The 12,507-nt window shown below is 62.3% G+C and carries 13 protein-coding genes; 8 read left to right on the forward strand and 5 right to left on the reverse strand.

The genetic code is table 11. The features are described from left to right. The first annotated feature begins 261 nt into the window (after positions 1-261). Positions 262-1,242, forward strand: coding sequence for a YheT family hydrolase (locus tag Q4S41_RS16585; protein WP_305032245.1), 981 nt, complete (start codon positions 262-264; stop codon positions 1,240-1,242). Between the two features lie 47 nt (positions 1,243-1,289). On the opposite strand, the gene rsmG is transcribed toward Q4S41_RS16585, so the two are convergent. From rsmG to Q4S41_RS16600, 3 genes are all read right to left on the reverse strand, one after another. After that, the gene (rsmG, locus tag Q4S41_RS16590) at positions 1,290-1,907 is read right to left on the reverse strand and encodes a 16S rRNA (guanine(527)-N(7))-methyltransferase RsmG (RefSeq protein WP_305032246.1); all 618 of its coding nucleotides are present in this window, start codon (positions 1,905-1,907) and stop codon (positions 1,290-1,292) included. A gap of 143 nt (positions 1,908-2,050) precedes the next feature. Then, complete coding sequence (locus Q4S41_RS16595; protein WP_070728736.1) at positions 2,051-2,674, reverse strand: RNA polymerase sigma factor; 624 nt, start codon at positions 2,672-2,674, stop codon at positions 2,051-2,053. Beyond that, the gene (locus tag Q4S41_RS16600; protein WP_305032247.1) at positions 2,665-3,810 is read right to left on the reverse strand and encodes a glycosyltransferase; all 1,146 of its coding nucleotides are present in this window, start codon (positions 3,808-3,810) and stop codon (positions 2,665-2,667) included. The genes Q4S41_RS16595 and Q4S41_RS16600 overlap by 10 nt, the downstream gene beginning before the upstream one ends. A gap of 209 nt (positions 3,811-4,019) precedes the next feature. On the opposite strand from Q4S41_RS16600, the gene tgt reads away from it, so the two are divergent. The 3 genes from tgt to Q4S41_RS16615 all read left to right on the forward strand — a co-directional run bounded on the left by tgt (position 4,020) and on the right by Q4S41_RS16615 (position 7,447). Beyond that, positions 4,020-5,150, forward strand: coding sequence for a tRNA guanosine(34) transglycosylase Tgt (gene tgt / locus Q4S41_RS16605; RefSeq protein ID WP_305032248.1), 1,131 nt, complete (start codon positions 4,020-4,022; stop codon positions 5,148-5,150). A 125-nt stretch (positions 5,151-5,275) separates the two neighbouring features. Further along, entirely contained in the window at positions 5,276-6,355 is a 1,080-nt protein-coding gene (locus tag Q4S41_RS16610; RefSeq protein WP_305032249.1) for an LptF/LptG family permease, read from the forward strand. 144 nt (positions 6,356-6,499) lie between these two features. Next, positions 6,500-7,447 carry a DMT family transporter gene (locus Q4S41_RS16615; RefSeq protein ID WP_305032250.1) on the forward strand — a complete coding sequence of 316 codons (948 nt, stop codon included), beginning with the start codon at positions 6,500-6,502 and terminating at the stop codon, positions 7,445-7,447. Here Q4S41_RS16615 and ispE read toward each other — a convergent pair. After that, positions 7,444-8,265, reverse strand: coding sequence for a 4-(cytidine 5'-diphospho)-2-C-methyl-D-erythritol kinase (gene ispE, locus Q4S41_RS16620; RefSeq protein ID WP_305032251.1), 822 nt, complete (start codon positions 8,263-8,265; stop codon positions 7,444-7,446). The genes Q4S41_RS16615 and ispE overlap by 4 nt on opposite strands. Before the next feature lie 48 nt (positions 8,266-8,313). Here ispE and Q4S41_RS16625 point away from each other — a divergent pair, with 48 nt between their 5' ends. The 4 genes from Q4S41_RS16625 (at position 8,314) to Q4S41_RS16640 (ending at position 11,655) form a co-directional block, all read left to right on the forward strand. Continuing rightward, positions 8,314-8,955: a sugar transferase gene (locus Q4S41_RS16625; RefSeq protein WP_305032252.1), complete on the forward strand. Its 642-nt coding sequence runs from the start codon at positions 8,314-8,316 to the stop codon at positions 8,953-8,955. Positions 8,956-8,964: 9 nt separating this feature from the next. After that, a complete protein-coding gene (locus Q4S41_RS16630) occupies positions 8,965-9,642 on the forward strand; it encodes an acetyltransferase (protein ID WP_305032253.1) in 678 nt (225 codons plus the stop codon). 142 nt (positions 9,643-9,784) lie between these two features. Continuing rightward, positions 9,785-10,951: a DegT/DnrJ/EryC1/StrS family aminotransferase gene (locus Q4S41_RS16635; protein ID WP_305032254.1), complete on the forward strand. Its 1,167-nt coding sequence runs from the start codon at positions 9,785-9,787 to the stop codon at positions 10,949-10,951. 116 nt (positions 10,952-11,067) lie between these two features. Then, entirely contained in the window at positions 11,068-11,655 is a 588-nt protein-coding gene (locus Q4S41_RS16640; protein WP_305032255.1) for a hypothetical protein, read from the forward strand. A gap of 55 nt (positions 11,656-11,710) precedes the next feature. Here Q4S41_RS16640 and Q4S41_RS16645 read toward each other — a convergent pair whose 3' ends face one another. Beyond that, positions 11,711-12,460 (reverse strand): fatty acid desaturase, encoded by a 750-nt coding sequence (locus tag Q4S41_RS16645; protein WP_305032256.1) that lies wholly within the window; start codon positions 12,458-12,460, stop codon positions 11,711-11,713. Positions 12,461-12,507 lie beyond the last annotated feature (47 nt).

The following is a 12,507-nucleotide window of genomic DNA, read 5'->3' on the forward strand; positions in this document are numbered from 1 at the left end:
AGCGTTATGCTTGAGTTCTGTGTTTGGGAGGGCAAAGGTACGAATCCGACTGACAAATTCAAACCCTGCCGGCAAAAATCTTGAGTGAAAGCTGCTTCAACTTTTCGGCAACAGAGCAGAATCATTGCAAAAACTGTTCAAACTCATGTCCATTTCACTTTAGGGCCGCTAAATTAGTATGCATGCCGATTAAGTCCGAACTTTACCTCCTACCCAATTCCGCCCAGCGTGCCGCTTATCACCGCTTAACTTATCCGCGCCATGCCCCTCGTCGCCCAACCCCATTATCAGCCGCCGTTCTACTTGTTCAACGGCCATTTGCAGACCATCGTGCCCAGCTTATGGCGCACCGTGCCTGATGTAGCTTACCAGCGCGAGCGCCTGGAACTGCCCGACGGCGACTTCCTGAACCTGGACTGGAGCCGCCTACCCGGAATGCGCCCCACCGACGGCCTCGCCATCGTTTCGCACGGCCTCGAAGGCGACGCCTCCCGGCCCTACGTGCGCGGCATGGTGCGCGCCCTCAACCGCGCCGGCCTCGATGCCCTGGCGTGGAACTACCGCAGCTGCGGCGGCGAGATGAACCGCCTGCTCCGCTCCTACCACCTCGGCGACACCGATGACTTGGACACGGTGCTGCGCCACGCGCTAGCCACGGGCCGCTACCAGCGGGCCTACCTGCTGGGCTTTTCGGCGGGCGGCAACGTGACGCTGAAGTACTTGGGCGAAGATGCCAGCCGTGTGCCGGCCGAAGTGCAGCGGGCCGCCGTGTTTTCGGTGCCGACAGACTTGCGGGCCAGCTCCGAGCACATCGGCCGGCCGCAAAACCAGGTGTATATGCGGCGCTTCCTGAAATCATTGCGCCAGAAAATCCGCGATAAAGCGGCCTTGCTGCCCGGACAGGTCGACGTGGAAGGGCTGGAAGAACTGCGCAATTTTCCGCAGTTCGATGACAAATACACCGCGCCTATGCATGGCTTCGACTCGGCCGATGCCTACTACCAATACGCCAGCTCCGGGCGCTACCTGAGCGGCATTCGGGTGCCCACGCTGCTGGTAAATGCGCAGAACGACCCGTTCCTGCCCGCCTCCTGCTTCCCGCGGGATGTGGCGGAGCAGTCGCCCTTTGTATTCCTAGAAACCCCGGCCGATGGCGGGCACGTGGGCTTCGCCGAGAGTAACGGGGAGTATTATTCGGAGCGCCGCGCAGTGGAATTTCTGACGGCGGAGGTACCGGCGTAGCGCCGGTCATTGCGAGGCCGCGGGCTGTGGCAATGACCGGCGAAAACCTACTTCGCGGGCACGAAAACGACCTTCTTCGTTTCGAAAAACTCCTCTTTATAAAAGTCGCTCAAATCCGTCACTTTCGCCTTCAGACCCGACTCGGCGATTTCTTCGGTCAGGTCGCCGCCTTTCAAATAATACAGGCCTGAGCCGGGCTGGCCCTGGGGCTTGAAGCGGTGGGCAATCCAGGGATGGAAGGTGGCGAGGCGAGCCACGGCGCGGCTCACCACGTAGTCGTATTTGGTGCGGAGCTGCTCGGCGCGGGTTTGCTCGGCGGTGACGTTGTTCAGGCCCAGGGCGGCGGCCATGAACTGTACGGCGCGGATTTTCTTACCGATGCTATCGACGAGGTGAAAATGGACCTCCGGGAACATGATGGCCAGCGGCAGGCCGGGCAAGCCGCCGCCGGTGCCCACGTCGAGCACGGCGCTGCCTTTGGGGAACTGGATGACCTTGGCAATGCCCAACGAATGCAACACGTGGCGCTCCACGAAATTGTCCATGTCGGTGCGCGACACGAGATTGATGGCTTCGTTGGTGGCCCGAAACTCGGTTTCGAGCTGCTGGAAAAGCTGGAGCTGCTGGGGCGTGAGCGCGGGGAAGTAGTGCTGCAAAAGGTTCATGGGTGCAAAGGTGCACGGTTTGGGCCTTTGCTACGAAATAGAACGTCATGCTGAGCGCAGTCGAAGCATGACGTTCCGTCTTTTATCGTCCAGCCCAAAACGCCAACAAAAAAGCCCCGACTCGCATCGGGGCTTTTTCACGATTAAATAATCTGCTTGGTGTGCTTCACCATGTCATAGAGCAGCTCGCGGGCGCGGTGCAGCTGGGCTTTCACGGTGCCGAGGGGGGCTTTGAGCTCGGTGGCAATTTCTTCGTAGCTGAGCTCGTCGAAATAGCGCAGGCTCACGAGGCGCTGGTACTTATCGGGCAGGCGCGAAACGACGTGGCGCATGATTTCGATTTTCTGGTTGCGCACGGCGTGCTCGGCCGGGTTCAGGTCGTTGTCGCGGAAATCGATGGTGATTTCGTCGCCGTTGTCGACCTTGATGGCCGAATCAATCGACATGGTTTTGATTTTATTCTTGCGAATAAAGTCGATGCAGTTGTTGGTAGCAATGCGAAACAGCCAAGTGCTGAACGCATACTCCGGGTTGAACTTGTGCAGGTTGCGGAAGGCTTTGGCGAAGGCTTCGATGGTGAGGTCTTCGGCGTCGTCCTGGTTGCGCACCATCTTGAGCACCACGTGGTACACAGGCTTTTTGTAGATGTGCATCAGCTCGGCGTAGGCCTTCTCGTCGCCGTGGTCCACGGCGGCGCGAATCAGCTTGAAGTCGTGCTTGGCTTTGGCTGAAAACTGCTTTTGAATGTCTTGGTTGTTTACTTCCATCGAAGGGTGCGGTTAAGGAACAGCGAGATTCCTAGGGCCAGGTATTGAAAAAAATAAACCACATCGAGCACTGGCAGGAGCCCGACGATTACGGGCTGCTCAAGCCGGCGGCTGAGACGGGCATACACGGCACTCACGAACAAAGTTCGGAGAACCCATACCACCGCCAAAGGTACCCAATTGTTTGGCGAAAAAACTAGCACGGCGGTAGTCAAATAGAACAACATATTGGCCAGCACGAAGGTGCCAATTCGCAAACGGTCGGCCAACCGATAGGCGCGGCCGGCGGAGAGGTGGCGGCGCTTCTGGCGCCACCACGCGCGCCAGGTGGGCGCGGGTTCGCTTAGGGTGTGGGCGGGCGGGTCGGCCACCACGGTGATGCGCTGGCCGTAGCGCACGGCGTCCTGCACCATGAGGTCGTCGTCGCCGGAAAGCAGGCGCATGTGCGAGGCAAATCCTTTGGTGGCGTTGAAGCAGGCGCGGGTGTAGGCCAGGTTGCGGCCCACGCCCATGTAGGGCCAGCCGCGCCAGGCAAAGCTGAGGTACTGCGCGGCGGTGAGTAGTGTTTCGTAGCGGATGAGCTGGTTGAGGAAGCCGGGCGCCGGGGCGTAGGCCGAGAAGCCCAGCACGACATCGGCCCCGCTGCCGTGCGCAAAACCGCGCTGCATGAGGCGCAGCCACTGGTTGGTGGCCGGAATGCAGTCGGCGTCGGTGAAAAGCAGGCGGGCGAAGCGGGTGGTTTTGATGCCGAGCGTGAGGGCGTATTTCTTGGGTCCGAAGCCGCGGGGGGTGCGGGCCACGCTCACGAGGCGCACTTTTTCGTGGTAATACTGGGCCAGCTGCTGGGCGTATAGATAGGTATCGTCGTCGCTGCGGTCGTCGATGAGGACGATTTCGAAGCCGGCCGGGTAATCCTGCTGGAGCAGCAGCGGCAGGAGGCGGCGCAGGTTGTCGAGCTCGTTGTGGGCGCAGACGACGATGGAGACGGGCTCCGAATCGGGCCCGGAGGTGTCGGCAGGCGCTTCGAGGGGGCGGCGGGCGAAGGGCCAGAAGAAATAGGCGGCGTAAATAAGCTGCACCGCCACGCACGCCAGCAGCAGCCAGAAAAACGGGGAAGTGGGTATGGGTATCGGCAAGGGAACGGCGGCGTGAATGGACTTGCAAAAGTACGGGACGCCGGGCGGCCAGGGTATCTTTGCGGGAAGTAGCGCCGATAGCCCGTCATGCAGAGCGCAGCGAAGCATCTTGCCCGCAGTAAGTAATTCAATCAAATGAGTTAGTGGTGGCGGGCAAGATGCTTCGCTGCGCTCTGCATGACGGGCTAATAATCCGCTTCCATTTCCGCATGACCTTCGACCTTCTCGCCCAGGACCCCGCCACCAAAGCCCGCGCCGGCCGCCTCGAAACGGCCCACGGCACGATTGAAACGCCCATTTTTATGCCCGTGGGCACGGCCGGCACCGTGAAAGCGGTGTCGCAGCAAACGCTCAAAACCGACGTTAACGCCCAGATTATTCTTGGCAACACTTACCACCTCTACCTGCGGCCGGGGCTCGATGTACTGAAGGCGGCCGGTGGCCTGCACCAGTTCAACGGCTGGGACCGGCCGATTCTGACGGACTCGGGCGGCTACCAGGTGTATTCGCTGAGCAACACGCGGAAGATTAAGGAGGAGGGCGTGAAATTCCGCTCGCACGTGGACGGCAGCCAGCATTTGTTTTCGCCGGAGGGCGTGATGGACATTCAGCGCGTCATCGGGGCCGATATTATTATGGCCTTTGATGAGTGCACGCCCTGGCCCTGCGAGTACGACTACGCCGCCCGCTCGCTGGATATGACGCACCGGTGGCTGAAGCGCTGCATCCAGCGTTTCGACAGCACCGAGGGCCTTTATGGCTACGAGCAGAACCTGTTTCCGATTGTGCAGGGCAGCACATTCCGGGATTTGCGCGTGAAATCGGCCGAATTTATTGCCGAGCAGGGCCGGGCCGGCAATGCCATCGGCGGGCTGAGCGTGGGCGAGCCCGCCGAGCTGATGTACGAGATGACAGAGTTGGTGTGCGACATTCTGCCCCAGGACAAGCCGCGCTACCTGATGGGCGTGGGCACGCCGGCCAACATTCTGGAAAACATTGCCTTGGGCGTGGATATGTTCGACTGCGTGATGCCGACCCGCAACGCCCGCAACGGCATGTTGTTCACCACGCAGGGCATCGTGAACATCACCAACAAGAAGTGGGAAACCGACTTCTCGCCCCTCGACCCCGAACTTGGCGGGCACGCCAGCACGTTCTACTCGCGTTCGTACGTGCGCCACCTGTTTCAGTGCAAGGAAATGCTGGGCCCGCAGATTGCCTCGGCCCAGAACCTGGCCTTTTATCTGTGGCTGGTGAAGGAGGCCCGCAAGGAAATCCTCGCCGGCACGTTTGGCCCTTGGAAAGAGCGCATGGTGAAGCAGGTGATGACGCGCCTCTAGACTTTAAGTAACGTCATGCTGAGCGCAGCCGAAGCATCTCTACCGCGCAACGCAATTATTTACTCCCGTAGTAGAGATGCTTCGGCTGCGCTCAGCATGACCGCCGAATTACAATTGCACCAGCAATGAATATCCTCGACAAATACATCATTAAGAAGTTTCTGACCGCGTTTTTTTTCTCGGTGGTGATTCTCGTGTCGGTGATTTGCGTCATTGATTTCACGGAGAAAAACGACGACTTTATTCAGCATAATTTGTCGATGGGGCAAATTATTTTCGGCTATTACATTTACCTGTTTCCCTATTTCGCCAACCTGCTTTCGCCAATTACCATTTTTATCGCGGTGGTATTTGTGACGGCACAATTGGCGGCGCGCACCGAAATTGTGGCGATTCTGGCCAGTGGGGTGAGCTTTAAGCGGCTGATGCTGCCGTATGCGGTGGGCGGCTCGGTGGTGGGGCTGCTGATATTTGGGCTAATTGGCTGGGTGCTGCCGGTGGGCAGCAAGTCGCGCGTGGCGTTTGAGCGGGCGTACATCAAGCTACCCTACCGGTTTCAGGGGCGCAACGTGCACTTCAAGGAAGGGCCGCGCACCTACGTCTTCATGGAAAGCTATGACAACACTAACAACATCGGCTTCCATTTTGCTTTTGAAACCATTGACGGCACCGTGTTGCGCCGCCGGATGACGGCCGACGCCATCAACTGGGACTCGACGAAGCACATGTGGCATTTGTCGCCGCAGCTGGTGCGCACGTTTCGCGGCCCGCAGGACGAAACCCTGCAGACGTTGCCGGCCCGCGACACAACCCTGAACCTCTACCCGAAGGACTTCGCCAGCAACTACAAAATTGCCGAAACCCTCACGCTGCCGGAGCTGAATGCCTTCATCCGCACCAAAATCGAGCGCGGGGCCGACGACACCCAGATTTACCTGAGCGACAAGTACGAGCGGTATTCTTACCCCTTCGCCATCGTGGTGCTCACCCTGATTGGCGTGACGCTGAGCGCCCGGAAGTCGCGCGCCGGCGTGGGCGGGCAGATTGCGCTGGGCTTCGTGCTGGCCTTTGTGTTCATCATTTTTGTGATGCTGAGCCGCAACCTGGCGCAGGTGGGCAGCCTTTCACCGCTGGTGGCGGCCTGGGTGCCCACCACGGTATTCAGCGTGATTGGGCTAGCGCTGTACCGGTTTGTGCCGAAGTAGGCAAAATGACTGGCCTCCAGCCGGTCATGCTGAGCGCAGCCGAAGCATCTCTACTGCAGCAGTAATTAGTTACTCTCGCAGTAGAGATGCTTCGGCTGCGCTCAGCATGACCGTTCTTCTTTTCCCAATTCAATCTTCCTGCCCTTGCTTCGCGACTACCTCAAGCTTCATTTCATCGTGCTCCTGTGGGGCTTCACGGCCATTCTAGGCAAGCTGATTGCGCTGCCTTCGGTAGAGCTGGTGTTCTGGCGCACGCTGCTGGCGGCCACGGGGCTGGCGGTGCTGCTGGGGGCGCGGCGCATGCCGTGGCGTGTGCCGGCGGGGCAGGTGTTGCGGCTGCTGGCGGTGGGCGCGCTGGTGGCCACGCATTGGATTACCTTTTTTCTGGCCGCGCGGCTGTCGTCGGTGAGCGTGTGTTTGGCCGGGCTAGCTACGCTGGCCTTGTGGACGTCATTGCTGGAGCCGTTGCTGCTCTGGCGCCGGGTGCGCGGCTACGAGGTGGGGCTGGGGCTGATTACGATGGTGGGGCTGTACTTGGTGAGCCAGGCCGAGCTGGACCAGCTGCTGGGCCTGGGCGTGGCGGTGCTGTCGGCGGGTTTGTCGGCGCTGTTCAGCGTACTGAATTCCAAGCTAATCAAGCAGCACCCGCCGTTGCGGCTCACGTTTTACGAGATGCTGGGGGCTTGCATAAGCATTGCGCTGTTCTTCCCGGTTTACAGTCATTATTTCACGCAGGGCCGGGGCCTGCAACTGGCCTGGCACGGGCTCGATTGGCTGTGGCTGGGCCTGCTGGCCGGCGTTTGCACGGTGTACGCCTTTTCCACATCGGTGGAACTGATGAAGCGCCTCTCCCCTTTTGCCGTAAACCTGACCATCAATCTGGAGCCGGTTTATGGCATCTCGATGGCTGCGGCCATTTATTGGCTGCACGTCAAAGGCCTGCTTCACGCGCCGCAATTCAACGGCGAGCGCATGAGCACGGGCTTCTACATTGGCACACTGCTCATTGTGCTCAGCGTGCTGATTCACCCGCTGGTGGCCCGGCTGATGAAGGACAAGGAGCCGGATTTGGAGCCGGTGGTGCCGGTTTAGAGCACGCCCTGCCACACCGTATATTCCGCTGGCCACGACAGCGCCGCGGGCTCTCCTGTTTCCCACAGCCCATACACCGCCGAGCCCGAGCCCGACAGGCTGGCATAAGTGGCCCCGGCTTCATAAAGCTGCTGCTTAATCTCGGCCAGGACGGGGTGCGCGGGCGTCAGGGCCGTTTCGAAATCGTTGCTGACGGTTCCGCGCCAGGTGTTCATGGATTGGGCTATTGCTTCGCGTAGTGGGAATTGGGGCTGCTGCGGCACAATGCGACTGTACGCCTCGGCCGTGCCAATGTGCAGGTTGGGATACACCACCACGCAGGCGGTACCCGCCAGATTCAGGTTGATTTCTTCGAATACATCGCCTTTCTCCACGGCCAGCACGGGCTTGTTTCGGATGAAAAACGCGCAGTCGGAGCCCAAACGGCGGGCGTATTTTTCCAATGCTTCGGCCGAAAGATTCAGGCTGAATAAATCATTGGTGGCTTTCAGAGCAAAGGCGGCATCGGCCGAGCCGCCACCCAGGCCGGCGCCGATGGGGACAATTTTGTGAAGGTAGAGCTGGGCCGGGGGGAGCTGCGGAAAATCGGCCTGCAACAGCTCATAAGCCCGCACGCAGAGGTTGGTGGCCGGGTCGCCGGGGATGGGGCGGCCCGTGAGGGTGATGCTGGTGGGCTGGCCGGGCGCGACGGGCAGAATTTCCAACGCATCGGTCCACGGCAGAGGGATAAACACCGATTCGAGGTTGTGAAAGCCGTCGGGCCGGCGCTGGGTGACGTAGAGGCCGAGGTTGAGTTTGGCGTTGGGGAAAACGAGCATGGCAGGAGCGCGGGCCAAAGCCGGCGGCGGCAAAGGTACTTTTGTGCCGTGTCTGCACCAGCTTCCTTCTACGTTCGCCACGGCAAGCGCTGGCTTGATGTGGCCGTCAGCCTGCCGCTGTTGCTGCTCACGCTGCCGCTGCTGGCGGGCGCGGCGGCGCTGGCAGCAGCCCAGAACCGCGGGCGCTGGCTGTTTCGGCAGCAGCGGCCGGGCTGGCACGGGCGGCTGTTCACGCTCTACAAGCTGCAAACCATGACCGATGCGCAAGACGCGGCCGGCCAGCTCCTGCCCGATGCCGCGCGCCTGCCCCCGCTGGGCCGCTGGCTGCGCGCCACCTCGCTCGACGAGCTGCCCCAGCTCTGGAACATCCTGCGCGGCGACCTTAGCCTGGTGGGGCCGCGCCCGCTGCTGCCCGTGTACCTGCCGCTGTACTCCCCCACCCAGGCGCGGCGGCACGAGGTGCGGCCCGGCCTCACGGGCTGGGCGCAGGTGAACGGCCGCAACGCCATTGGCTGGGAAGAAAAATTTGCCTTCGACGTGTGGTACGTCGACCACCTGAGCTGGCGGCTGGATATGACCATTTTGTGGCGCACCGCCGGCCGCGTGCTGCGCGGCAGCGGCGTGGCCGCGCCCGGCCAGGCCACCACCACGGCCTTCCGAGGCACGCCGCCGCCCCCCGTTTCCCCGTAGATTGCAGGCATGACCACCTTGTTTTTTTCCGATTACGAAGCCGGCGAAACCGGCGCACCACTCGTTATTTTTGGGGCCGGCGGGCTGGGCCGCGAGGTGCTGCTGCTGCTGCGGCAGCTCAACGCCCGGCACCCTACCTGGGAGGTGCGTGGCTTCTACGACGACCAGCCGCCCGCCACGCCCACCGTGGCCGGCCTCCCCTACCTCGGCACCGCCGCCGACCTCAACGCCACTGCCGAGCCGCTGGCCGTGGCCGTGGCCGTGGGCAACTCCGCGGGCCGCGCCGCTGTGGTCGGCCGGCTCACTTCCAGCAAACTCACCTTTCCGGCGCTGGTCCATCCGCAGTCAGAACCGGACGCCGACCAGCGCGTCACACTGGGCGAGGGCTGCATCATCCAGCAGGGCTGCCTGCTCACCTGCGATATTTCACTGGGCCGTTTCGTGCTGCTCAACCTGGGCTGCACCGTGGGCCACGATGCCGTGCTCGAAGATTTCTGCTCCCTGATGCCGCACGCCAACGTGAGCGGCGCGGTCCGGCTGGGCATCGGCTGCTACCTGGGCACCAACGCCACCGTGATACAAGGGGTGGCCGTGGGCGAGGGCAGCACGGTGGGTGCGGGGGCCGTGGTGGTGCGCGACCTGCAGGCCGGCGTGACGGCCGTGGGCGTACCGGCGAGGGCGCTTTGATAGTGAACTGTAACCAATCAGAACGTCATGTCGAGCTTGCCGAGACATCTCGCGTGCCAAAGTAATTAGTTACTACCCCACGCGAGATATCTCGGCAAGCTCGACATGACGTTCTTTATAATTCTTCATTAAGCGAAGCACCATGCGTAGCCAGGATTACGACCGTCTCTACCTTTCGCCGCCCCACCTCGGCCGGCACGAGCTCAACTATGTGAGCAAGGCCATTGAGGACAACTGGGTAGCACCCGCCGGGCCCAACCTGGCCGGGTTCGAGGCGGATATCTGTGCGGCGGTGGGCGTGCCGTATTGCGTGGCGCTGAGCTCGGGCACCGCCGCCATTCATCTGGGATTGATTTTGCTGGGCGTGGGGCCGGGTGATGAGGTGCTGTGCCCTTCGTTCACCTTCGTGGCCACGGCCAACCCCATTGTGTACCTCGGCGCCACGCCGGTGTTCGTCGACAGCGAGCCCGCTACCTGGAACCTCTGCCCCGAGCGCCTGCGCGAAGCCATTCTGGACCGTATGGCGAAAGGCAAAAAGCCTAAAGCCCTCATCTTGGTGCACCTCTACGGCATGCCGGCCAAGCTGCCCGAAATCCTGGCCCTGGCGCAGGAATTCGAAATTCCCATTCTGGAAGACGCCGCCGAGGCCCTGGGCTCGGAGTGGCAGCAGCAGCCGCTGGGCGGCTTCGGGCGGGTGGGGGTGTTTTCGTTTAATGGCAACAAGATTCTGACCACCAGCGGCGGCGGCGCCCTCGTCACTTACGACCGGGCCCTGGCCGAGCGCGCCCGCTTCCTGGCCACCCAGGCCAAGGACGACGCGCCCCACTACCAGCACTCGCAGCTGGGCTACAATTACCGCCTGAGCAACGTGCTGGCCGGCATCGGCCGCGGCCAGATGGAGCTGCTGCACGACCGGGTGAAGCGCCGCCGCGAAATCTTCGCCTGGTACCGCGAGCACCTCGCCAACCTGCCTGGCCTCACCGTGGCCCTGGCGCCCGAGCCGGCCGGCAGCCGCTCCAACCGCTGGCTCACCACTATCCTCCTCAACCCCGCCGACCCGGACGCAGAAACAGTTTCCAACCTCACCCCCGAAACCCTGCGCCGGCACCTCGAAACCCGCAACATCGAAAGCCGGCCCCTCTGGAAACCCCTGCACCTGCAGCCCCTCTTCGCCGACGCGCCCGTGTACGGCGGCGCCGTGTGCGCCGACCTTTTCGCCCGGGGCCTGTGCCTGCCCAGCGGCACGGCCATGGGCGACGCGGAATTACGCCGCGTGAAAGAAGCGCTGACGGAAGCATTATCGGCGTGAGCCTGTCTGGGGCAATTTTTCCAAGCAATTGGCCCGATTCGTGCCTTGCGGCTGTCACCCGAATCCATCGTTCGGACGCATTTTGCCGTTAAAGGCGCATCCATCCATTTTATATCATGAAAACTTCGCCCGTTTTTGCGCTGCTCCTGGCGTTGCCCCTGGCCGCCGCCGCGCAAACCACCCCCACCACGAGCCCCACCAAAACCACGACCACGACGCCCGCCCCGGCCGGCACCCAGCAGCAAACCGAGGTAGTCGAAGAGCTCGACCCGGCCACCGGCAAGGTTATCCGGCGCACCACCCGCACCGTCAACGTGCCCGTGGGCACCACCCCATCGACCACCACCACGACCCGACCCAGCACCACGACGACCACCGCGAGCGACTTGCCCGCCTCGCCGGCTTCCGATGCGCAGGTCACCGCTTTTCTGAAGAAGAAAACCACCGTTTCCACCCTCACTACCAGCGGCCTGCTCGATGCCTACAGCCGCCTTCTGGACCGCGTGCACAGCGACCGTTCGGGCTGGAAGCCGGCCGACTGGGCCCTGGCCGCCAACGTTATGAGTGCCCTCAACGGCCGCTACGAGCAGCTCCGCAGCAGCTTCTCCTTCGATGACAAGGTGAACATCCGGGCCCAGCAGGCCGAGTTTCAGACCCTGCGCACCGCCCGCCAGCTTTCCGACCAGGTTTCGGACAAGCTGTAAGCCCACATCCATAACAAAAAGCCCCGGCAGCTAATCTGTCGGGGCTTTTTTGGGTTTAATGATGGTGATGTTCCTCCTCGGGCGGCGGGGGCAGTTCGGCGGCGGCGCGGTAGAGCAGGGCCGTGGGCACGCGTGGGTAGTGGTGGTGCAGGTGATGGAAGGCGAACGAGGCCGTGATGGGCGTCCAGGCCTGGGCCAGGGCGGCGGCCGTGCGCGCCGCCGGGTTGCGCGACGACACGTGGTGCGGCACGTACGACGCCCAGATGGGCATCGTCGCGCTCATCACAAACGCCACGCCCCAGTACACCAGCCCCACCAACGAACCCGTGGCCCAGTACAAGGCCACGAAAGCCACCAGCAAGCCCAGCGTCAGCCCGGTTTCGATAAGCTGAATGCGGCGCGTATTGGGCGCGATGCGCAGCGACTCGCGCCGCAGCATGAGCGTGTGCCGGGGCCCTTGCCACAGCACCCGCGAGAAACTCCAGGTAGCGGGTGCGCCCTCTGGGTCGGCCTCGGTGAGGCAGCGGCCGTGGTGGCGCAGGTGCGTCACCTGCAGGCCGTGGCCGCTTTTCAGAATGAGCAGGCCGGCCAGGGTGAGCACCCACTCGTTGGTGGGCTTGGCCAAGCCCAGGGAGTTGTGCATAGCGTCATGCATCATCACGAAAGCCGCCAGGCACACCACCGCGGCCAGCGGCACCGCTAGCCACCACCAGCCGGCTAGTGCCAGGCTCACATACAGCGCCAACAGCACCCAGGGCCGGGCCAGCTCAACGCGCCGCTGGGCGGGAGTGAGTTCGAGTTTCATGGGCAATAAAAAAACAGGTGAACGAAATAAACTCATCTGTCATCCTG

The organism is Hymenobacter convexus, assembly GCF_030580955.1.
Taxonomy (GTDB): Bacteria; Bacteroidota; Bacteroidia; order Cytophagales; family Hymenobacteraceae; genus Hymenobacter.